Here is a 21,281-nt window from a genome sequence, read left to right on the forward strand (position 1 = left end):
TGTTAAGTCGTGCGTTGCAGGCAGATTTTTATTAGTCTGCCTGCATCCAATCGACTTTTACGCCTGCTTGAGCAAACATATCTTCGCTGATCTTAATCTTGTCACCCCAGCGTGATTGAAAGTCTTCGCTTGGTTTAGGGCTATGCACTGTACTTAAACCAGTTTGGATGATTTTTGCCGCACAGTTAGGGCAAGGGAAATGCGTTACCCAGATCTCACAGCCACTTAAATCGCGTTTAGCGTAAAGAATGGCATTCTCTTCGGCATGCAGAGTTTTGAGCAGCTTCATTTCACGGTTGTCGGTTTCGGCACTGTCTGACACTCCGTGAGGGTAGCCATTGAAACCTAAAGAGACAATTCGGTTATTTTCAGTGATCACCGCGCCCACTTGAGTTGAGGGATCTTTACTCCAAGATGCAACGAGCTCGGCCATTTGCAAAAAACGTGTTGCCCATTTTGTCATCATCGAATTGAAACTCCTAAATCTATACTATTGAATAAACCGCGCAAACTAGCTGTTATTCTCTATGCAGAACAATGATAAAGCAACAAATAAGCCAATAAGAAAGCCCTGAGTCTGTGATTACTGATGGTTTCTGGCATTTATTTGATGTAACTCAGCGATTAAGTTCGCTACTTGGGTTTATGATCCTTGTCTATTTTGCATAACAGAAGTTGCTCACAGATGACCAAGATCAATCAACAAAGGCTCGTTGAACATTTTATCTCACTAGTGAAAATTGACAGTGAATCAGGCAATGAAAAAGCAGTGGCTGAGGCATTGGCTGAGCAGCTAGGCCTGCTAGGTTTTGACGTCACTAAGCTTGCCGTACCGGGTGATATCACCAATGGCTTTAATATTTATGGCAAATTAGCTGGTGAGCTTGAAGGTAGCATCGTTTTCAGTAGCCATATGGATACTGTAACGCCGGGCAATGGCATTGAGCCAATTATCGAAGACGGTATTATTCGCTCTAAAGGCGACACCATTTTAGGTGGCGATGACAAATCTGGCATCGCAGCGGTAATGGAGGCTGTTCGCAGTATTCAAGAGAGCGGCAAAGCCCACAAAACCATTGAAGTGGCGTTTACCGTGTATGAAGAGCGCGGCATGCATGGCGCTAAAAGCTTTGATATTAGTAAGATCGAATCAAGCCAAGCTATCGTGCTCGATTCAGGCGGGCCAATTGGCACCATTATTACTACTGCACCGGGTCAGCAAAGCTTAAAAATCACCATTAAAGGCAAACCTGCCCATGCGGGCCTAGAACCAGAAACCGGGGTGAATGCGTTAACTGTTGCAGCCGACGCGATAAGCAAAATGCAGCTTAGCCGTATTGATGATGAAACTACGGCTAACATTGGTGTGGTGCAAGGCGGTCATGCAACCAATATCGTTATGCCAGAACTGTATATTGAAGCTGAAGCGCGCTCACTTGATGACGTTAAGCTAGCTAAGCAAGTTAATCATATGGTGTCGACTTTTGAAGCTGTAGCTTTAGAGCACGGAGCGAGTGTTGAGATTGACTCAATTCGCTCTTATAACGCCTATCATATCGCCGATGATGACGCGCACGTACTAGAGATTAAAGAGACTTTTGCCGCTATCGGTATTGATGCGATGACCAAGTCGACAGGTGGTGGGTCAGACGCCAATATCTTCAACGTGAACGGCTTAAAGACGGTTAACTTGTCTACCGGCATGGCTAAAGTGCACACTACGGATGAGTTTATTTCGGTTGCGGATTTGGCGGCAATCACAGAGTTTGTTCATTGTTACCTAACGCGCTAACACCTCGGGTTAAGCTTTACTATTAATACCGAGAGCTAGTAACTAAAAAGCTCGGCTTAGGCCGAGCTTTTGGTTTGATGGGATGGTAATCATCTACTTCTTAGCGTGCTTATCTAAAAATTCCAGTACCAGTTTTTGATCGGCTGCATTTAGCCCTGAGCGTGGAAACATACTTTTGGTGATCCCTTTCCACTGATTAATAGTGTATTGATCTGGATGCGGGGAGGCATGGCATAAACTACAGCTACCATAGAAGAGTGTTTCACCTTTTGATTGTGCCCCTTTTTTATTACCACTAACCGCTTTTAAGCGTGTGCCAAGCTGGAGACTCCATACATCAATTGGATCTTTGGCCGTTATTACTTCAGGTGGGCTATAAGCGAGGTTTTCTGATAATGGGTCAGTACATTTTTTGAAGTAGGCTAAACAGGTATTAGCACTTGTCGCTTGGCTTAAACCACTACAGGGTTTGCTTGAGGTTAACATATTGATGGAGCCTGAATTACAGCGGCCCTTGGCATCGAGTTGTAACCATGCTCCTTCGTGAATGTATATCACTCCTGGCATGCACTCTGCGATGACTTTTGCTCCGCACAGCGTGGTACCGCGGTCATTATAGACCTCGATAATATCACCATCTTTTACGCCTCTTGTTTTAGCATCAGCTGCATTGATCATTGCGATTTGTCGGCCTGCTACAGACTCATGGGAATTGACATCAGTATTGGCCATTTGTGAATGAAGTCGCATCCAAGGATGTGGGCTGAGCACTTGGACTTGCCCTTCTTTTGCATTGCCTAGCCATTCAAATGGTGGTATCCATTTTGGCATCCCAGGGCAATCTGCGATGTTATATGCATCAATCGTCGAACTATACAGCTCGATTTTTCCTGAAGGTGTGTGCAATGGGTGCTTCTGGGGATCTTGATAAAAATCAGCATGACGAACATAAGCGTCAGCCGCTTTTGGCGTTGGTAAATAGCTGATGCCATTTTTCCAAAAGGTATCAAAGTCATCGGTGCCGTCCGAGTTCTCATAAGAGTGGCGTAAATGCTCCATCATGGTTTTGCCACCTGTGTACTGGTCATGCACGTTAAACATAAATGCTAAGCGAGAAAAAATCTCGTAATCATCTAAGCTCTCTCCAACTGGCTCAATCACTTGTTTCATCGCATAAATTTTATTATTGCTATAGGTGCCGCCGGAGCTCATATCGTTACGCTCGAGTGTTGAGGTCGAGGGTAAAACAATATCGGCATAACGCGATGAGGCGCACCACCATGGATCTTGGCAAATGACGGTATCGACTTTTTCCAATGCCTTAATTAATTCATTGGTGTTCTGCTGATGAGACATTAAGTTATTACCAGAGTTATAAACTAACTTAGTGTCGGGGAAGGTTTTAGCCGTGCCGTCTCGGCTAAAGGCTTTTCCTGGATTATTTAGCATCTCTGATATGAGCACGACAGGAACTGTTTTAGTGACTGGATTACGCCCCTGTGATAATCCGATAGGCATACGCATTCCAGACTGCGGCATGCCTCCGCAGCCATAATGCCAGCTAAAGCCACAACCAACACCGGGTTTACCAATTTTACCGGCCATTGCTGTGAAGTTAATGATTGCCCAGTGGATCATCTCGCCATGATCGGCTCGTTGCAAAGACCACCCTGCGGCTATTTGAGTGCGTTTGGTTACCATGATTTCGGCAAGTTCAATAATTTGTGCTGCCGTTAATCCTGTAATGGCCGCGGCCCATTCTGGTGTTTTCTTTACTCCATCTTCACTGCCGTCTAAGTAGGCTAGATACTTATCAAACCCTGCCGTGTATTTATCTAGGTAAGCTTGATCATGTTGTTTGCTGCTATATAAATGATATGACATCGCTGTAAATAGGGCGGTGTCTGTGCCGGGGCGAATATGGATAACGTCACTACCTAGGTGATTATCTGAATAGGTTTTCTGTGGGTTGATAGAGATAAACTTAATGCCTTTTTTGGCAAAGGCTAGCCAATGCTGATGCATTTGGTGATCAGCAACAGTAAATTCAATACGATTGGTCTTAAAGGGGTCACAACCTACGAAGATAAACACTTGGGTATTTTGGTTGATGACCTCCCACGCCGTTTGCGGAGAGTAGACCTCTAAGTCGCCAATAATGTGGGGTAAGACCACTTCAGATGCACCAGCAGAGTAGTCGCCACTACAGCTGCTTTGACCGCCGATAAGGTTAAAAAAACGACCTTGTAACGTTTGTGGACGCATTAATCCTGAATGGGACCAGCCTCCGTAAGAGGAGCTGAAAATGGCTTCATTGCCGTGTTCTTGTATCGTTTTTGCGATGGCATAAGAGGTGAGTGCAATAGCGGTTTTCCAGTCGACTCGCACAAAAGGCTCTTTACCGCGCAGATGGGGTTTGTGGTCACCTAATGGGTCATCATAAAACGACTTTCGCACCATAGGATACATGACTCGAGTATCGCTGTAGGTACGGCCTAATACGCCTTTGGTAAGCATCTCTGTGGGAAATTCATCAATATCATTGATGGGCTGAATACCAATTAGCTTGCCATTTTTAACGATCGCTTTGAATGGACCATAGTGAGAGGCGTGATGGATGACTTGAGTATCATCCGCAAATACTTTACTCGCTGGGAATAAAGTCAGTCCTTGGGCTGCGAATGCAGAAGCTAATGAAGCCTTTAAAAATTTGCGTCTTGATATTGCCATTTTTCATTCCCGACTTAAGTACCTGCAAATCAACGTTGAAGTCGTCTTGCTATTTTCCTGTATTGAATGACGTATCTCATTCAATACAGGATTGTTGTGTCTGTTTTTTAAACTTTAACTATCATTATTGTAGTTCAAGATAAAAAGCTGACACGGACTAAAAAACGGAATATCAATATGAAGAGAGCCTGGCATTTTCTTACTAAACCGAGTGCCAAATACTCGGTTTTTACTATTGCGATAATAGCGGCACTAATTAGTCTCGCAGGCGTATTTGTATTTCATGAATCAGTTGAATATAGCTCGAGCACCGAGTTTTGTGTTTCTTGCCATTCAATGGAGGAAAACTACAACGAATATAAAAATACCATTCACTTTAAAAATTCCGCAGGAGTCAGAGCTGAGTGCCGTAATTGCCACATCCCAGAAGATAACCCGATAGATTTTCTTAAAGCTAAGATTGGTGGTTTAGGTGACATCTATAGCGAGTATATTTCTGGTGATGTAGATACACCGTTAAAGTTTGAGCAGCACCGGCAAAAGATGGCTGAAGATGTTTGGAAAATGATGGCTGAAACCAATTCGGCGCCATGTAAAAGTTGCCATACTTATAATGCTATGGATCATGCAAAACAGTCTCCTGCAGCGGCTGCCGCTATGACGAATGCCGAAGCTAAAAACATGAACTGTATTGAATGCCATAAAGGCATTGCGCATCAACTTCCGATAATGAAACAAGGGTTTCATAAGGTATTTAAGCAGTTGGAAGCCAACTCTGCTATTGCACCGTCAGTAACCACGCTTTATACGTTAACGCAGAAAAAACTCTATAGTGATGCAAACGAACAAAGCACCATTGAAGGAGTGCTCTTGCCTGCATCTGGCGTAACAGTACTCGGGACTAGAAATGACATGTTGCAGATTAAATTTGTAGGCTGGCATGAAAAATCAGCACAAAGTGGCATTATCACTCAAGAGCTAGGCAAGTTTATCAATGTCGCTAAGTTAAAAGAGTCAGCTAAAGCGACTGAGAAGCTTATTCAAGAAAAACGCGACTCAAACACGGGTATGATGTGGCAACAGGTTGAGGTAAGTGCTTGGATTACTCAGGCTTACTTGCAACCTAATATCGACTCTGTTTGGCAATATGCTAAAGGCATGTATAACGAAACATGCAGTGCCTGTCATGCTGTAACAGCCGCAGATTATTTACCAGCAAACCAGTGGATTAGTACGTTGAAATCGATGAAGCCTTATAATTCCCTCACGCCGACAGAGGAGCAGACACTGCTTAAATACTTGCAAGTTCATGCTAAAGATATGGCTCAGTAAAATAGACTCGGCCCTAGTTTTCACTGTGTCGCATAAAAAAGCTCGGCTTATGCCGAGCTTTTTATTTGCGCTATTAATGGGTAGAGATACTTAAAACAGATCCGCGTTTAGCCATAGGTGACACAAGATACTTGCGGCGTAACCCAATGCGATAACAGGCATCCATTTTAGGTGGCCAAAGAAGGTGTACTTGCCATGGGCTGCACCCATCAATGCCACACCTGCCGCCGAACCGATAGATAACATACTGCCGCCGACACCCGCAGTTAATGTCACTAATAACCAGTTACCTAAGCTGAGGTCTGGCTGCATGGTCAGTACGGCAAACATCACCGGGATATTATCAACAATTGCTGAGAGGATACCGACCATCACGTTGGCCCAAACTGGGTCCCACTGGTTGTACATCACATCTGATACCATGCCGAGATAACCGAGTAAGCTTAGACCACCAACACACATTACTACGCCATAGAAAAATAGTAAGGTGTCCCACTCGGCGTGCGATACACGTTTAAATACGTCAAATGGCACTACTGAGCCTAAGCGTTTTAGCGCGGCTTCATCTTTATTGGCCATAGCAACAGCTTTCTTCTTCTCTAATGAGCGTGGCAGAGTTTTGCGTAGGTAAAAACCAAAGAACTGCAAATAACCTAAGCCCATCATCATGCCGATAACTGGCGGGAAGTGAACCAAGGCGTGGAAGCTAACAGCGGTAGCGATGGTTAGAATAAATAGCGCGACAATGCGTTTTGCACCACGTTTTAGCTCAACTTTTTCATTAGCGCAGTCCGGCTGAGTTTTAGGCACGAAGAACGACATAATTACCGCTGGAATAATGTAGTTAACTAGCGATGGAATAAATAGATCGGTAAATTCAACAAAGCTGACTAAGCCTGTCTGCCAAACCATTAAGGTGGTAATGTCGCCGAATGGGCTGAATGCACCGCCAGCGTTAGCGGCAACAACAATATTAATACAGGCAATATTAATGAATTTTAGATTGTCTCCGCCGACTTTCATTACTACGGCGCACATTAACAGGGCGGTGGTAAGGTTATCGGCGATAGGTGAAATAACAAAAGAGAGGAAGCCTGTGAGCCAAAATAAGGTGCGGAAATTAAAGCCTTTGCTGACCATCCATGCTTGCAAGCCATCAAATAGTCCACGTTCTTCCATGGCGCTGATATAAGTCATGGCCACCAGTAAGAACAGCAGTAGCTCGGAGTATTCCAACAGGTTATGCTCTAAGGCCTGTTTAGCAACCTCAATTTGGCCTTGTTGCTGATAGGCAAAACCTATCATCAGCCAGATAATTCCCGCCGCTAACAGTACGGGTTTTGATTTACGAAGCTGTAAATACTCTTCTCCCATCACTAAACAATAAGCCAGAAAAAATATGATTAATGCTGCATAACCTACACCCGATTGGGTGAGATCCAATCCAGCTTCACTGGCAAAGGCCGGTGTTGCTAGCCCCAAGGATATTATGGCTAAAATTAATTGACTGACTTTCATGTGACTTCTCGACTCCTTGAAGGCATTAAGTAGTTTTAGAGCAATGCGTTATGATTTCAAATGAATTGATAATCAGCGTATTGTTAAGTGGTGGTGTTAATTTTGTTGCACATTTTAACGTGATTGCAGTTAACAATACAGGCGTAATACTTGGTTTATTGCTAGTACTTTAGTTTATGAAATAACCAAAAGTGCAACTTGGTAGAATATTCTGCTGATATGGGTGTTTGGTGGCTAGTATTGACTGCTATTGGAGTGAAATTAAGCTTTTAAAAGTAGAGTTGCAGACTAAATTAGTCGATAAAAGCGCGGTTTTGATTGTCCCGCGCCTATAATCATTAGCCCAATATTGTTAGCGGCTAAAACTGAGTTGCCAATAAACTTCGCTAGCAATAAGTTTAGCTAGCAATAAATTTAGTGATGAAGTTACCGACGTTACTGAAACTTGCTACGCCCATTCCCAAAACAATCACAACCCCCATGACCGACAGGTAAAGCGGGTGCTTGTAATGACCAACGATATCTTTACGGCGAGTGGCCATAAGCATAAATGCCAGCACTATAGGCAAGATAAGGCTATTGATTAAGCCTGCTAACATCAGTAATAGGATTGGCATGTCCATCATTATGGTACCTATGCTGGTGAGCACGATAAAGCCGATACACCAAGCTTTTTCATGGCGTTCAATTACCGGGAAAAGGGTTTTAACTAGCGAGACAGCCATATAAGAATTACCCACCACTGAGGTAATTGATGCAACGAACAGCACCAAGCCAAAAATAAAGTAACCTAAATCGCCCGCGCCTTGTTTGAATGCATCGGCAGCTGGATTGTTAGTATCTAAAACCCCTCCTGCTGCAATTACGCCAAATACCGCAAGGAAAAGTAAAATGCGGATAACGACGGCAATAGAGATCCCCGCCCAAGCTGCAGACTTAATCGCGCCGAGCTGTTCTTTTCCTTGTAGGCCGATATCAACGAGTCTTTGCGCGCCGGTATAGTAACCACCAACTGCGCCACCGACGATGGTGAGTGTAGGTAAGAGTAAATTACTGACATCTAAAGGCATGACTGCTGCAGTTAATGTTTCGCCCATTGGCGGTAGGCTAGTCATGGCGACGTAAGCGATTAAGATAATCATCAACAGGCCTAAGTAACGAGCCATTTGATCCATTCGTTTTGATGCATTGTGAACCACAAAGAGTAAGCAACCCACAACACCGGTAAACAGTGCGCCCCATGTGGTATCCACACCTGTAAGCACATTTAAACCTAGGGCGGCGCCACTGACGTTACCAAAGTTAAATGCAACTGCGCCTAGAGCCAACAAAATACCGATGAAGTAACCCGCACCTGGGGCAATCTTATTGGCAATATCTTGAATGCGAAGACCCGATACACCCACTATGCGCCATAGGTTCATCACTATCGCGAAAGTGATAAACATCGAGGCGAAAACAGGGAATGCCATATCTATTTTATAGATATTAGTAAACACGGCTGTTTGGGTTAAAAATCCTGGGCCAACAGAAGTCATTGCCATTAAAAAGGCGACGCTTAATACAGCTTTATTTTTCCAAGCTGGGAGGGCTGATGTTGAATTTGGTAGATTTGGCGTAGTCGTTTGCGTGGTCATGCTGCTCTCAAAATGGTTGTCTCTCACTTTATAAAAACAGAGAGACAACTGACCGAGATCAGCTGACATAAAGCAAAAAACTAAGGATAGAAGGTGCCGCTGCGGGCTGCTTTTTGCTGGGGGCGGATATTAATGATTAGCCAAAAACAAGTCAACTATTTAGTTATAAATTTCAGAGGTGTAACTACTTTCAGTAATTAAGGCTTTAGTTGTTCTAGACGGGATATGCGCTACTCTACTTAATTGACACTTTAAAGGGGGCGTAAACTGAATGTCGTGATTTAAACTGCTCAAAAAAGTTTTGCTGTATTTATCATAAGTAGCATTTTCTGACTCGGCTTAATTGACGGGGGGGATTCTCTGAGCGATAACTTAATCAGGGATAAACATGAAGAGGCCAACATGAGCACTAAAGTTAGAAAAGATAACTGTTATCGAATCACCATAGAAGAGATTGGCTTGGGTGATCAGGCCAAGGGCAGGACTGTAGAGTTTGAGCTGCAAGACAGAGAGGATCTGTTCAAAATTGTTGATAGCCTAAAACAAGCTAGTGGTCTAGAGCCTTCACAGGCCACTAAGGTCGGGGTGGCATTGCGTTTATTAGGACCGGTAATGATGGGGGAGCGTAAGCATCCATTGTTTGAAGATTTTATGCCTCATTTTAAAACGTTTATGCAGCATCTAAAAAACACGGTCAAGGGCCATAAGGCTGCAGATAGTCGCGGTTCTTGACGCTTTATTACTAATGCTCACATCTTGCTAAGTTTAGCGCTGGATAACACCTAGATGGCAAATATATATCCCGACTTGAATCGCCATAAAATTCCACTAACATTTGTGACTGCCGCTATTGAGCGTTAGCCTTGTATTGCCTACAATAGCGCACTTTTTATTTACTGCAATTTTTACTATAGGCCAGGATTATGACTGACACTACAGCACAACCAGCATTACCAGATCGTCTTTCAGTTAACCCACGTAGCCCACACCATGTGGAAGCTATTTTTGAACACGATATCGGCATTAAGGTTAACGATAAAGAGCGTTTTGATGTTGAAGAGTACTGCATCAGCGAAGGCTGGGTTAAAGTGCCATCTCACAAAGCGCTAGACCGTCGTGGTCAGCCGTTGATGGTGACTGTAAAAGGTACTGTTGAAGCATTTTACAAGTAAAAGCTTAGTTTTACTGCTATGCCAATAGATGAAGAGGTCGCGTAAGCGGCCTTTTTTGTTGGCGTAAACTGACTCCTGATAAGTCGTTATCAAAGCGCCTACTAGGATATTGATAGTTAATGTGATTTCACTGATATATATTGGCTAGGACTTAACTGCACACCTTAGAGGGCCAGCATGTCTTTAGCCAAAATTATTGCCAGTGTTATTTTAGTTATTTCTCCTATGGCTTTTGCCGATACTAATGAAACGTCTGCTGTAAGCTTAATCTCGACTCAGCAGTTTCCTTTACCACCAGAGTCATTAGCAACTGTTTATCCTCCCGGTCCTCTAGTTGAGCTCGATAATGGACAGGCGTTAATGGCTAAATTTGATAAAAATCATTATCAGCTTAGTTCTGTCATTGCGACTCACCAGCTACCGCGCTACTTTACTGAAAACTTACCTGGTGATTTAAACGATTTGCCGGTTCAGCAAAAGATCTCAGTATTTATTCGTTTGCTGTTACCTACAATTAAAGCGGTCAATCAGCAGATATTACAGGTAAGAACCAAAGTTATTGCCCTTTCTCATAAGCCTAAAATGCACAGAACTGAGGCAGAGCAGGATTGGCTTCAAGGTTTATTCGACACCTATGGTATTAAGTCTGCTCAGATAGAAGATTTACTGCTACAGCTAGATATTATTCCTACCGGTATGGTGCTTGCTCAAGGTATCGATGAGAGTGGCTGGGGAAGCAGTCACTTTGCTATCGCGGGAAACAATCTTTATGGCGAGCATCTGCCACATGATGGCGGCAAGTATTTAACTACGCCAGGCGGTCATGTCAAGGTGGCGGCATTTGATAACTTATATCAGAGCACTGCGAGTTATATCCATAATCTGAATACCACCTTAGCTTATAAAGAGCTGAGACAATTACGTCAGCAATTACGCCTACAAAATAAGTTAACAGGTGATGAGCTGGTGCAATCTTTACTACATTATTCAAGCCGGGGTCAGGCCTATGTGGACAACTTGCGTGCGCTGATAAAGCATCATCATCTAGATGATTTTGACTCAGTTAAATTAAACAGCGCTGAGAGTATCCGCTACCGCTTTGCCGATAGTGGCATTGGCTAAACTGGTTTTAAGTCTTCAGCTAAGTTTAGCAAACAAACAAGCAAGATTTTTCTATATAAGTCAGTGTCGGCGGACCTTGATATACCGGACTCGCTAGTCAATTAGCTTTCGAGTCCGGGGTGTAATGGTATTGATGCTAGTGGCTTACACTGTGCGGAAGCGACGAATAATTTCAGCTAGGTTTACCGCCAGTTGACTTAACTCATTGCTTGATTGAGAGACCTGAACCGTGCCTTCACTCACTCGACATGCGGCATCGCTAATGTTAATGATATTTTGGCTAAGCTCTTCAGTTACCGCGGTTTGTTGCTCGGTGGCGCTGGCTACTTGAATTGCCATATCATTAATTTGAGTGATCGCCGCGTTGATGTCACCAATGGCGTCGCTGGCACATCTTGCCTGCTCTACACTATGCTTCATCTTATCGCGACTTGAGTTCATTACGCTTACTGCTGTTTGTGATCTTTTCTGCAACAGTTCAATAGTCGTCTTAATCTCATGGGCTGAGCCTTGGGTGCGGCTAGCTAAGGTTCGCACTTCATCTGCAACCACAGCAAAGCCACGACCTTGCTCACCTGCTCGAGCGGCTTCAATCGCGGCATTCAGAGCCAGTAAGTTGGTTTGGTCAGTAATATTAGCGATGACTTCAACAATGACTGATATAGCATCGGTGTCTTGTTGAAGCTGAGTTATTACCTCACTAACCGCAGTGATTTCTGATTCTGACTGATTAATCGCTTCCATAGTGTCGGCAACAACGCGGCTACCACTATCGGCGGCGGTTACAGCCAGTAAAGCTTGCTCAGCAGTTTGGTTTGTGTTGCGGGCAATTTCTGTAATTGAACTTTGTAGCTCAGTCATTGCAGTGGCAACTTGATCCACTTCATGCTGTTGTTGTCCTACTCCACTGGCAGATTGCTGTGCAATGGTACTCACTTCTTCCACCGCTGCGGCCAATTGAATCGAGGCTGCGCCAATCTGGGAAATGATATCTTGTAGCTGATTGCGCATTTGCAGTAACACGCCTGCCAATTGGTTAAATTCACGGCTGTTAAACTTACTCATATCAATGTCGATAGTTAAATCGCCATCAGCAATAGCTGATAAGACAGACTTGGTAGCGTGCAGAGGTGAAAGTATGCGCTTTAACAGGAAGACAGCTGAACTAGAAAGGGCAATCATAAACAGGATTGCTACAATAATCGTGCTGCGATTTAGGGCTGTCATTGCATCGTCGGCTGCACTTTTTGCTTGTATAACTTTGGCTGCTTGCCTCTTCATTAATTGGAAAATGCCTTGCTCAACATTGTTGTAAATGTGCCAGGCATCCATTGAGCTCAGCATTTGCCCCGCAGCGGCAGCACCTTGAGTGGTATCACTTTGCATAAAGTTTTGATGTAAACGGCTAAACTCTGCGAGTGGTGCCTTGAGTTGATTTATCTGAGTTAGGGTATCTGTTTTAACAACTTCATTAGACTTAATGACGATATCATTAATATCGACAACCTGTTGATTCAAGTACTCCCTAGATTCTTCACTAATCGGGGAGGCCTGTACTCGACGCAAACTATAACCTAGCTGCTCTCGGCGTAATCCGGAAACTTTATTCAGTAATTGGGAAATTAGTTCACTTGTTTGGTTTTCACGTTCAAGAGTAAATATTTGCGCTTCTAATTGCTGACTGTGGTATTTGATAAGACCAAGAGACAGAGCAAATATTATCAATAGGCTGCTAAAAAGGACTATAAATAATTGCTTAATAGAAAGATTAGACATAATTAAACCGTAGGGACTAATATTGTGATTTGAAAAAGGGCTGAAATATTATCAGTTTACCTGTACCAAACTGTGACCAAGCAAGGATTATCACTTTATAAGTTATGTGGCTGATTATTTAAGGTTTTCATATATTAGGTTAAAGATTTGGAATCTCGCTTTTAGGTTTGAACCTGTCAAATAATTATATTTCTGCGATTGCGATTTAAAGGTTAAATCGGGAGGATTTAATTATGAAGGTTGCGTTAATAGTTTTCTTTTTTCGAATATGGCCTTCGATAGCGAAGATGTATAATCGTTTATAATGCGGACACTTTTTCTCACAAAGACACTCGCTCACACTCAGAACTTATCGCCCATGCTTTATTCGGAAACAAAAGGCCATTTCTTCGTGTGATAAGCTTTATCTTATGGAAATATTGTCGACTTACTAAGGCTGAGCATTACAGGTGTGAAGTTTTCATCCCTTAACTCTCCCTATGGCTCAATCATAAACTTAATCCTAGGTTATTGAGCTGGCTTACTCGCTCTGATATTGCAGAGTGGAGTGTTAAATTAGATTCGTATTGAGGTTTGTTTTGTCTGCTTTTTATCATAGTTGCCGCTATTTCTTTATCCCGATTATCTTAACTGGTTTTGTGCTGACTTTGTTCCAGCTCAACCAAGCACACTTGTTGGTTTGGCAGGGGATTATTGAGCAACTTCCTTTTTGGCTACTTCCCGCCGCAATTGCTATCTCGCTGCAATTTAACCGTAGTCGGCTAGCTTATTTAGCAGCATTGATGCTGGCTTACTTTGTTGCTACGACAACTCATTTACTGGGCACAATAGATCAAGCGTATTCCAACCAGATCTTACTGGGCGGGGCGTTCACTATGGCTTGGTTTGCTTTTATTAAAGATAGAGGGCTGATATCCCCCCATAGCTTAGTCAGACTCGCTGGAGTAATTCTGAGTTTTATGGCTGCTTTCGGATGGTTATGGGCTAATAATGAATTTAAGTTACAGCTGGATGGTTATCTAGCTGCAATGTTTAGTATAGATGTAAGAACTCTGTCGCCTCTGTATCTGTGTATTTTTATCGTGGCTATACGTGGAGTCTGGCAGGCTAATTTAGTCAACACCTCGATATTCATTACGTTAGTACTTTGGGCTGTACACTTTATTACTCCAGCTGCGTTGCCTTTGCCTATCTCAATGACACTATTGGCCAGCATTTATATTTTAACGGTTCTAACCGATTCCTACTTTTTAGCCTATCGTGACGAACTGACAGGGTTAGCTTCACGTCGCGCACTGTTTAACTTAGTACTTTCTCTAGGTCGAAAATATAGCGTGGCTATGCTGGATATCGATCACTTTAAGAAGTTTAACGACACCTATGGTCACGATGTAGGTGATCAAGTGTTGAAGTTAGTCGCCAGTAAGATTGGAGGCGTGCGCGGTGGAGGAAAAGCCTTTCGTTACGGTGGCGAGGAGTTCACTATTATCTTTCCTCGTAAAGACTCATCAGCGACCTTGGATTATCTTGAAGAAGTGCGCGAATCGATAGAGGAATACGATATCGTACTGCGTGATGATAAGCGTAAGAGCCAATCAAAAGCGACTCGTGGAAAGACTCAACATAAAGCTAAAACTGTAAGCGTTACCATCTCTATTGGTGTCGCAGAGCACCACAGCAGTGAAACCTTTGAGCAAACCATGAAGCGTTCCGATCAAGCGTTATATAAAGCGAAGAAGAAGGGCCGTAACCAGATTTGTGCTTAGGCAGGAAATTGGGGTTTAACTTAAGGCGTATTTAAATTCTGTGCGGTTGATTACGCTACAAGGGGAGATTTTGGCGTATGGTTCTTGGCATACAAACGATACTGAGACCATGCTGATGAGGTTTGACGCCATAGGCTATGCACAGACGGCTTATACAACGATTGATGATATGCCCATCCAAGGGGCGGGTATTGCAAACAATTTAGCGCAAATAGTAATAGATAAGTCATTGCTGGCTGGCTTACAAGATCTTGCTGAGTTCTCTCATATTTATGTGATTTTTCACCTGCATAAAATGAGTGAACCCGCACTGACAGTCATCCCTTTTCTCGACACTAAGCCCCATGGCATTTTTGCCACTCGCTCGCCTAAAAGGCCTAATCCAATCGGCCTATCTATCGCTGCGATTGACCATATCGAAGATAACATTATTTATGTGAAAGATATCGATTTGCTCGATGGCACCCCAATCTTAGATATTAAACCGTATATTCAAGCGTTTGATAACATCAAAGACACCCGGGATGGTTGGTATGAAATGGGCAAGGACCCAAAAACTACTCGATCTGATGCGCGTTTTAAATAACGGAATAAAGTGGAGGAAGGTTCTGGTTAACCTTTTACTTCGCTTGAGCTTGTTATGTACATATTTTAAGAATCAAATCATATTCGGGGAGTATTATGTTGCTATCAGGTATAACAATTGTGTCCTGCAGCAGCCTCGTCATAAATAGTCGCTACAGTAGGCACCAAGCTAGGCATGGTTAACTTATCACAAGGAGTATTTATGTCCCTTAGCCATCAGCAAAAAGTGTACATTCCCAAGGACGTTCGAGCCAACCAATATATAACAGCAGAGATTTTAGTTACCGATGCTTTGCTGACACATTATCCCGACTACAAAACCTGTTATCAGACCCTTAGTCGCGCCATTTTCAATCTTGGTGAGCAAGAAGAGTTATATAACTTGCATGTGATCACTAACGATAAGTTACCTGTTGTACGTTTTCACTCAGAAGCGTATTGCTTTCCAACTCAAGAGCAAATCATTTTCTTCTACAATCCTGAGTACCATGAAGCCCAAAGTCTTCATAGTAAAGATGATTACCGTGCAAGAAAAATTAGGATTGCATTCTTAGCTACTGGTGACGAAATTCGCAGTAACTCAGCAAATTTTCATATCAGGGTGCAGACTTTCCTCAGCAAACTCTTGCCTCAGTTACCTGAGCAAAATCTCACAATCAAAATTCGTGACCATCAACACCTATCCTATGACCTGTTTGCAAAGGCGAAAGGCAATAAAGAGAGCTATGGTTACAAGCTACGCTCAATTAGCGACAGATATAGAGCAAGACAGTGTCCGCTCCCTGATGCACACGGCTCACTTTGCTATGTGACGGTAAAGCTCCCTCTAAGTCGTAGGCTTAAGCAGGCTATGCTGCCACAACATACAGATGACTTTACCCCTATGTATCAGAAGCTTGAGGATGTATTTGTTGAGGCTGCTTCAGCTAAGCAGCTTAAGCGAATTGCAATGGTTGCCAATGGCTTAACTCCGCTTGTACGTAACAGTAAATTCGATCAAGTAGATGGAACCGATGAAGTACAAATGCTTGGTTTCGACCCAAATATTGAAGAGCAGCAATTTATTCGTCACTGGGACGGCAGTAAGCTAGTCGAGATGGTGAGCTTTACTATTGCCGCAGGTGTTAACGACAGCAAAGATGGCGCGCTTGGCCGTTATTTGAATCGTGTTGAAGATGCACTAAGAAGCATGACATCTGAATTAGCGCTAGATAAGTCACGTGATGAGCTTATCGTGCGGTTCCATCAGCACATTAGTTATCAAGCTCCTGAGCAGCTGCTGAGCTGATATTATTGATAAGCTTCACTATGTAGTCCTTCAATCCTAGCGGGATTAGAGTCTTGTGTGACCTAATGATGTTTCTATGGTCGGCAAGGCTCTTTATATAGGGCTGTTCATTGCTGAGGTACAGATTACTGGGTTGAATTTTTCGTCAAACCCTTCGGCTTTTGTTAAATATCAGACTCAAGAGTGACGTTGAGTACTTGCAGCGCGCACCAGTTAGTTTACTAGTGGGAGGTGGAAAAGTTACCGATAAGCTGATTATCACCATTAATGATTTTACCCTCGCAGGTTTCATCACAATAGATAAAATCTATATTTCTGTCTACGACATTGCCTTTCACTAGAACATGACGCAATAGTACATCACCATTTAGCTGGTGGATTAGTGCATTCCAAGAAATGTTATCTTTAAAAATATTAAAATTTACTCTCATTTATTACCTTTTTTTGATTATTTTAGTTTGTGCTGATTTCTTTTTTGATTGGTGAAACCAAAATCGTTTTGGACCCAATGTACGAGACATAGTTAACCTTTTAATATGACAACGTAAAAATAAGTAAAACTTAGATTTAGTCATAAATTTATATGTTTAATTTGTATTTATAAGAATATAACGAAGTGATTCAGAAACGTAATGACATATACAACAAGCAGATGATAGAAATGTTAATGTTTTCGCAGATACAGATATAAATGTTTATTAATGTTTTGAGGTTGGCTCTTGCGTCAGAGTTTTTGACGTTAGCTTTAAATGACGTAAATGGTAATTAAACCATTTACGTCAACTTACGAAGTTACAGCGCTACTACGTTAGCTGCTTGAAGGCCTTTTTGACCTTGCTCTACTTCGAAAGATACTTTCTGGCCTTCAGCCAAAGTTTTGAAACCGTCAGAAGTGATTGCACGGAAGTGAACGAATACGTCAGCGCCGCCATTGTCTTGAGTAATAAAACCAAAACCTTTCTCTTCGTTAAACCACTTTACGATACCAGTTGTATTAGACATGATGTGTCCCTTATATTTAAATTCATAAAAATTGTCGCATTATGCGATGCGCTAATATTGAATAATTAAATGTGATGATGAAGATAAGGGAAAACTGAGGATAACAACAATAACGAAGGAATTCTAAGGTTTTACTTTTTACTTATGTTTCATTAATCACTCTCAATAGCAGAGCGAGTTAAATATTACCCGATAATTTAGTATTGTCCATATTTATTTTCGAGTTTTTTTTGAGCAACAATCAAATCTTCCCCAAAAAAGACTTTTTAGCTGATGCTATTTAGCTGCCGACTTTGAACTTTAGCGCACTTAAGTGACTATATTTTATGCTTTATGACTCTAGATGTTATGTCAAGAGCCACAGTGACTAATGATGGCAGGCAGCAAAGGTGGGGGATGCTGGCGACTTGCCGCAGCAAAATAAATAGAAGTCAGCCTATTTAAGATGAGCGTGCTAGTCGCAAAAAGCGGTTTATTAAAGAGTTTGGCTTAGATGAGCTCGCTAGCGATAGCGGTTAAATGCAGCTCTAGCTCATCTTCGGTTTTTGGTAAAGATTCTAATTCAAAGGTCAGTGGCTTACTGCCATTGAGCATGAATACAGAGCTGGCACCATGATCGTAGTGAAACCATTTCCCATTAACGCAAAGATCGGTATAACAATTCGGTAGTAATTCCATAGGGCACCTCTGATTTAGGTTTTTAATTATAGTGAGAAGGCTGTATTCGCCGTTAGCGTGACTTTGCTTTGAAAGTTGATTGCTGCGCTTGTGATCTGCCTCACTATTTTATAGCGCAAAAGGGCGTAGGTGCTCATTGATCTAAATCAATCCTGACAGGGTTAGTCTATTTGGTGGTTAAAGTTTTCGATACAAACAACTATTTCAGTGGGGTTATTCCTTGTTAATTTAGTGGATAGTCTGGCCGGAGGGTGGTGTTTCGATAGTTGTGGTTGTTTTTTGCTAGCTTAGCTGTGGCTAAACTCAAAGGCTGTTTAACTAAAGGTTGCTTAGCTAAAAAGTCTGCTTAACTCGAAGGCTTAAGGTGCTTGCTTGAGAAGGAGTGTTACTGGGTAAACAATTTTAACAAGCTAAAGCTTTAGTTGCTCTTTTGCCACTTGAGTTTTTGCGTTTAGGCTGGAAAGATACCGTAATTGCTATAAGCCTCCTCGAAACACCTTTAATGAAACAAGAGATCACTATCTCGCTTCCCTCGCTTATTCATAGAATCGGTCGTGAAGCGGTTAAACAGGCTCAAGCCATCGCTATGCAATTTGATTGTGAGCTTAAGCGTGTGCGCCGCTCAAGAAATTGGGGGCTAACAGGTGAGGCTATCGGTGTTCAATCTTTTAACCAGCAGCTTAAAACAGTGCAGCTGAGCACTGGGGGGAGTGAATTTACTTACCTTACTCGAAAAATCGACACTGGGTTACTTAGCCATGCAGATAAATTAGAGTCGCTAGAAGCAAAGCTTGCTCGGTTGATTGGCGAAGACTCCAATATTACCTTAGCCGAACTGATGCATTTAACCAATTGTACTTTGGCAGAGGCTAGGGCGGCCCGCTTCGATGCAGACATTTGGTAATGAACACTTTGAACCTGTTGCAAAAGTTTGTTAATCATTTACTTGAATTTTCTTTCGATAAATTGATCGGCAAAACATTTTTTCAAGTTAACTATCCCCTTTAAAAGTAACGCCTTGTTTCTATAGGACGTAAGGCATAGTCTACTCCGCATCAAGGGGCTTTTTATGCTCGTTTCACTTTCCTGTATTCGTTTTCTCGCCCCTATAACTGAATCAAAAATGAGGTTTACATGCTTAGCAGTAATATTTTCGATGGATTAACGCTAGACGATGTACTAAGTGGGCATCTTGCCGGGCTAGATAGTTATGATGAGCCTTATTTTATCTGTATCAAGCTAAATACCACGAGCGATAACGCGATAAAAATGCTGATCCCAGAGCTTGATCATCTGGATGACGATATTTATGCCTTTAGACTTGAAAAACACTTGTTATTACTCAGCCTTGAGTGTGAAGTTGACGAGATTAAGTCACTTGCAAACATGTTACTTGACGCCTTTGCTGTGAATAATGTTACCGCGCAAATCGCAGTTTTCCATCATAACTGCTTAGGCGCACCGATTGAGACCTTAAAGTGGTCAACTCAGTTGTTAGAAGCCCTAATCGATAAGTCGCCTAACGAGTCTATTGTCGAGTTCAACGACTTTTGCGACCGTGGAAACTGGCCTGGTTTGAGCGACTACATAGAAGGGCGTGAACCGGGGAGTGGCGCTGATTTCGGCTATGACTATGATGAAAAAGCCTATGATGAAGACGACGATGACTTTGATGACGAAGATGATGACGACGAAGATCGCTTTGATGAGCGTGGCTTCGATGAGAACGGCCTAGATGCCAGTGGTTTTACTGCACTTATTCAGGCTATTTTAGATAAAGATGCCGCAGTGGTCGCCAAGATGATAGCTAATGAAGCTGACGTCAATCAGGGCGATTGGTATAAGAATAAACCGCTTAATCATGCGGTCCAAAAAAGTACGCTTGAGATTGTTAGCTTACTACTTGAGGCGGGTGCTAATCCTAATCAAGCGGGAAGTTATGGCACGCTAGCGCTTAATATCGCCAGCCAAAACGGTATGTTGTCGAAGATGCAGCTGCTGTTATCAAAGGGCGCAGACGTAAATGGCTTAGATGATGAAGGTGAAAGCGCGCTAATGGCCGCCGCCGGCAACAGCACTGTCGAGGTGGTAGCATTATTGCTGCAATCTGGCGCTGATAGTAATGCGCTCAGTGACGATGGTAATACAGCATTAATCAAGGCTGTTATTGGTAACTATAATGAACGTACTGCGATTGTTGAGTTACTGCTTGCTAATGGTGCTGCCAAGACGATGCATCATCAGAATATTCATGACTCAAGCGCAATGGATTTGGCTATAGACCGTGAGCATCAAGACATTGTTGAATTACTAAAGCAAGCGATGTAACAGCTGTTTTCGATATTGATAGGTTCAGTATGAACTAAAGGGATAAGGCTTACGGCTTATCCTTTTTTATGATTCAAAAAACTGTAAACCAGATTAGAGGTATATGCGTATTCAATTCTGTAGAGGTTAATACGTACCTTTATCACTGCAACCAAAGCAAGAGACTTTGCTATTAGCACTGTGACGACCAAAGTTTTTAAGGGTTATTTATGTCTTTATCGAAACATCTCTTCGTTTTTAATCATGTGGTTGCTAACGGCATAAAGCGTGATGATAAATATCATTTAGATGGCCTTACGGCTTGGCATGAACTTGATGGTTATACCTGTTACTTGGGTTATCAAGACTTAGTGATGACACTGTTTTTTCACGGCCGTTTTGCTTATGAGTATCAAAAACGGCTGACCTACAATGAATTTAATTCCCTAATCGATAACCGCTTTCGGCAGCTTAATCCTTAGTAATCATTCCTTTCTTTAATGTGAATAGGGTTACAAAGAGTAATCCTTAATTCTTACCTGTGCGTACTAGTATTTATTAGCGCTGCTGGGTAGC

At 42.5% G+C, this 21,281-nt stretch carries 19 protein-coding genes; 11 read left to right on the plus strand and 8 right to left on the minus strand.

All coding sequences use genetic code 11. The features are described from left to right. Positions 1–31: 31 nt before the first annotated feature. Positions 32–466 carry a dCMP deaminase family protein gene (locus K5Q73_RS00655; RefSeq protein WP_220758644.1) on the minus strand — a complete coding sequence of 145 codons (435 nt, stop codon included), beginning with the start codon at positions 464–466 and terminating at the stop codon, positions 32–34. A gap of 219 nt (positions 467–685) precedes the next feature. Between K5Q73_RS00655 and K5Q73_RS00660 the strand changes: the two genes are divergently transcribed. Further along, positions 686–1,792 carry a M20/M25/M40 family metallo-hydrolase gene (locus K5Q73_RS00660; protein ID WP_220758643.1) on the plus strand — a complete coding sequence of 369 codons (1,107 nt, stop codon included), beginning with the start codon at positions 686–688 and terminating at the stop codon, positions 1,790–1,792. Positions 1,793–1,885: 93 nt separating this feature from the next. Here K5Q73_RS00660 and K5Q73_RS00665 read toward each other — a convergent pair whose 3' ends face one another. Then, complete coding sequence (locus K5Q73_RS00665; RefSeq protein ID WP_220758642.1) at positions 1,886–4,522, minus strand: molybdopterin-dependent oxidoreductase; 2,637 nt, start codon at positions 4,520–4,522, stop codon at positions 1,886–1,888. 177 nt (positions 4,523–4,699) lie between these two features. On the opposite strand from K5Q73_RS00665, the gene K5Q73_RS00670 reads away from it, so the two are divergent. Beyond that, entirely contained in the window at positions 4,700–5,854 is a 1,155-nt protein-coding gene (locus K5Q73_RS00670) for a NapC/NirT family cytochrome c (RefSeq protein ID WP_220758641.1), read from the plus strand. Positions 5,855–5,944: 90 nt separating this feature from the next. Here the strand turns inward: K5Q73_RS00670 and nhaD are convergent, their stop codons facing one another. Then, positions 5,945–7,372: a sodium:proton antiporter NhaD gene (gene nhaD / locus K5Q73_RS00675; protein ID WP_220758640.1), complete on the minus strand. Its 1,428-nt coding sequence runs from the start codon at positions 7,370–7,372 to the stop codon at positions 5,945–5,947. 398 nt (positions 7,373–7,770) lie between these two features. Beyond that, a complete protein-coding gene (locus K5Q73_RS00680) occupies positions 7,771–9,009 on the minus strand; it encodes an NRAMP family divalent metal transporter (protein WP_220758639.1) in 1,239 nt (412 codons plus the stop codon). 402 nt (positions 9,010–9,411) lie between these two features. Here K5Q73_RS00680 and K5Q73_RS00685 point away from each other — a divergent pair, with 402 nt between their 5' ends. The 3 genes from K5Q73_RS00685 to K5Q73_RS00695 all read left to right on the plus strand — a co-directional run bounded on the left by K5Q73_RS00685 (position 9,412) and on the right by K5Q73_RS00695 (position 11,303). After that, positions 9,412–9,741, plus strand: a complete 330-nt coding sequence (locus tag K5Q73_RS00685; RefSeq protein WP_220758638.1) for a DUF3861 domain-containing protein — start codon at positions 9,412–9,414, stop codon at positions 9,739–9,741. A gap of 191 nt (positions 9,742–9,932) precedes the next feature. After that, entirely contained in the window at positions 9,933–10,181 is a 249-nt protein-coding gene (locus tag K5Q73_RS00690; protein WP_220758637.1) for a DUF3297 family protein, read from the plus strand. Positions 10,182–10,358: 177 nt separating this feature from the next. Then, positions 10,359–11,303 carry a glucosaminidase domain-containing protein gene (locus tag K5Q73_RS00695; RefSeq protein ID WP_220758636.1) on the plus strand — a complete coding sequence of 315 codons (945 nt, stop codon included), beginning with the start codon at positions 10,359–10,361 and terminating at the stop codon, positions 11,301–11,303. Positions 11,304–11,447: 144 nt separating this feature from the next. Here the strand turns inward: K5Q73_RS00695 and K5Q73_RS00700 are convergent, their stop codons facing one another. After that, a complete protein-coding gene (locus K5Q73_RS00700; RefSeq protein ID WP_220758635.1) occupies positions 11,448–13,079 on the minus strand; it encodes a methyl-accepting chemotaxis protein in 1,632 nt (543 codons plus the stop codon). Between the two features lie 578 nt (positions 13,080–13,657). Between K5Q73_RS00700 and K5Q73_RS00705 the strand changes: the two genes are divergently transcribed. The 3 genes from K5Q73_RS00705 (at position 13,658) to K5Q73_RS00715 (ending at position 16,718) form a co-directional block, all read left to right on the plus strand. Beyond that, complete coding sequence (locus K5Q73_RS00705; protein ID WP_220758634.1) at positions 13,658–14,845, plus strand: GGDEF domain-containing protein; 1,188 nt, start codon at positions 13,658–13,660, stop codon at positions 14,843–14,845. A gap of 70 nt (positions 14,846–14,915) precedes the next feature. Next, the gene (gene tsaA / locus K5Q73_RS00710; RefSeq protein ID WP_259650658.1) at positions 14,916–15,431 is read left to right on the plus strand and encodes a tRNA (N6-threonylcarbamoyladenosine(37)-N6)-methyltransferase TrmO; all 516 of its coding nucleotides are present in this window, start codon (positions 14,916–14,918) and stop codon (positions 15,429–15,431) included. A gap of 201 nt (positions 15,432–15,632) precedes the next feature. Next, the gene (locus K5Q73_RS00715; protein ID WP_220758633.1) at positions 15,633–16,718 is read left to right on the plus strand and encodes a DUF3083 family protein; all 1,086 of its coding nucleotides are present in this window, start codon (positions 15,633–15,635) and stop codon (positions 16,716–16,718) included. Between the two features lie 221 nt (positions 16,719–16,939). On the opposite strand, the gene K5Q73_RS00720 is transcribed toward K5Q73_RS00715, so the two are convergent. From K5Q73_RS00720 to K5Q73_RS00730, 3 genes are all read right to left on the minus strand, one after another. Beyond that, positions 16,940–17,149 carry a hypothetical protein gene (locus K5Q73_RS00720; protein ID WP_220758632.1) on the minus strand — a complete coding sequence of 70 codons (210 nt, stop codon included), beginning with the start codon at positions 17,147–17,149 and terminating at the stop codon, positions 16,940–16,942. Between the two features lie 361 nt (positions 17,150–17,510). Then, positions 17,511–17,720 carry a cold-shock protein gene (locus K5Q73_RS00725; protein WP_220758631.1) on the minus strand — a complete coding sequence of 70 codons (210 nt, stop codon included), beginning with the start codon at positions 17,718–17,720 and terminating at the stop codon, positions 17,511–17,513. A 489-nt stretch (positions 17,721–18,209) separates the two neighbouring features. After that, a complete protein-coding gene (locus K5Q73_RS00730; protein WP_220758630.1) occupies positions 18,210–18,398 on the minus strand; it encodes a hypothetical protein in 189 nt (62 codons plus the stop codon). 502 nt (positions 18,399–18,900) lie between these two features. On the opposite strand from K5Q73_RS00730, the gene K5Q73_RS00735 reads away from it, so the two are divergent. From K5Q73_RS00735 to K5Q73_RS00745, 3 genes are all read left to right on the plus strand, one after another. Continuing rightward, positions 18,901–19,302 (plus strand): ribosome recycling factor family protein, encoded by a 402-nt coding sequence (locus K5Q73_RS00735; RefSeq protein WP_220758629.1) that lies wholly within the window; start codon positions 18,901–18,903, stop codon positions 19,300–19,302. A gap of 230 nt (positions 19,303–19,532) precedes the next feature. Next, positions 19,533–20,726, plus strand: a complete 1,194-nt coding sequence (locus K5Q73_RS00740) for an ankyrin repeat domain-containing protein (RefSeq protein ID WP_220758628.1) — start codon at positions 19,533–19,535, stop codon at positions 20,724–20,726. Positions 20,727–20,935: 209 nt separating this feature from the next. Next, entirely contained in the window at positions 20,936–21,187 is a 252-nt protein-coding gene (locus tag K5Q73_RS00745; protein WP_220758627.1) for a DUF3081 family protein, read from the plus strand. Positions 21,188–21,281 lie beyond the last annotated feature (94 nt).

Origin of the sequence: Shewanella sp. MBTL60-112-B2 (assembly GCF_019655055.1) — a bacterium.
GTDB lineage: Bacteria > Pseudomonadota > Gammaproteobacteria > Enterobacterales > Shewanellaceae > Shewanella.

What these genes read in the sequence shown, in the direction of transcription:
- K5Q73_RS00655 (WP_220758644.1), bottom strand. Translation starts at nt 466, where the DNA reads ATGATGACAAAATGGGCAACACGTTTTTTGCAAATGGCCGAGCTCGTT.
- K5Q73_RS00660 (WP_220758643.1), top strand. Translation starts at nt 686, where the DNA reads ATGACCAAGATCAATCAACAAAGGCTCGTTGAACATTTTATCTCACTA.
- K5Q73_RS00665 (WP_220758642.1), bottom strand. Translation starts at nt 4,522, where the DNA reads ATGGCAATATCAAGACGCAAATTTTTAAAGGCTTCATTAGCTTCTGCA.
- K5Q73_RS00670 (WP_220758641.1), top strand. Translation starts at nt 4,700, where the DNA reads ATGAAGAGAGCCTGGCATTTTCTTACTAAACCGAGTGCCAAATACTCG.
- nhaD (WP_220758640.1), bottom strand. Translation starts at nt 7,372, where the DNA reads ATGAAAGTCAGTCAATTAATTTTAGCCATAATATCCTTGGGGCTAGCA.
- K5Q73_RS00680 (WP_220758639.1), bottom strand. Translation starts at nt 9,009, where the DNA reads ATGACCACGCAAACGACTACGCCAAATCTACCAAATTCAACATCAGCC.
- K5Q73_RS00685 (WP_220758638.1), top strand. Translation starts at nt 9,412, where the DNA reads ATGAGCACTAAAGTTAGAAAAGATAACTGTTATCGAATCACCATAGAA.
- K5Q73_RS00690 (WP_220758637.1), top strand. Translation starts at nt 9,933, where the DNA reads ATGACTGACACTACAGCACAACCAGCATTACCAGATCGTCTTTCAGTT.
- K5Q73_RS00695 (WP_220758636.1), top strand. Translation starts at nt 10,359, where the DNA reads ATGTCTTTAGCCAAAATTATTGCCAGTGTTATTTTAGTTATTTCTCCT.
- K5Q73_RS00700 (WP_220758635.1), bottom strand. Translation starts at nt 13,079, where the DNA reads ATGTCTAATCTTTCTATTAAGCAATTATTTATAGTCCTTTTTAGCAGC.
- K5Q73_RS00715 (WP_220758633.1), top strand. Translation starts at nt 15,633, where the DNA reads ATGTCCCTTAGCCATCAGCAAAAAGTGTACATTCCCAAGGACGTTCGA.
- K5Q73_RS00720 (WP_220758632.1), bottom strand. Translation starts at nt 17,149, where the DNA reads ATGAGAGTAAATTTTAATATTTTTAAAGATAACATTTCTTGGAATGCA.
- K5Q73_RS00725 (WP_220758631.1), bottom strand. Translation starts at nt 17,720, where the DNA reads ATGTCTAATACAACTGGTATCGTAAAGTGGTTTAACGAAGAGAAAGGT.
- K5Q73_RS00730 (WP_220758630.1), bottom strand. Translation starts at nt 18,398, where the DNA reads ATGGAATTACTACCGAATTGTTATACCGATCTTTGCGTTAATGGGAAA.
- K5Q73_RS00735 (WP_220758629.1), top strand. Translation starts at nt 18,901, where the DNA reads ATGAAACAAGAGATCACTATCTCGCTTCCCTCGCTTATTCATAGAATC.
- K5Q73_RS00740 (WP_220758628.1), top strand. Translation starts at nt 19,533, where the DNA reads ATGCTTAGCAGTAATATTTTCGATGGATTAACGCTAGACGATGTACTA.
- K5Q73_RS00745 (WP_220758627.1), top strand. Translation starts at nt 20,936, where the DNA reads ATGTCTTTATCGAAACATCTCTTCGTTTTTAATCATGTGGTTGCTAAC.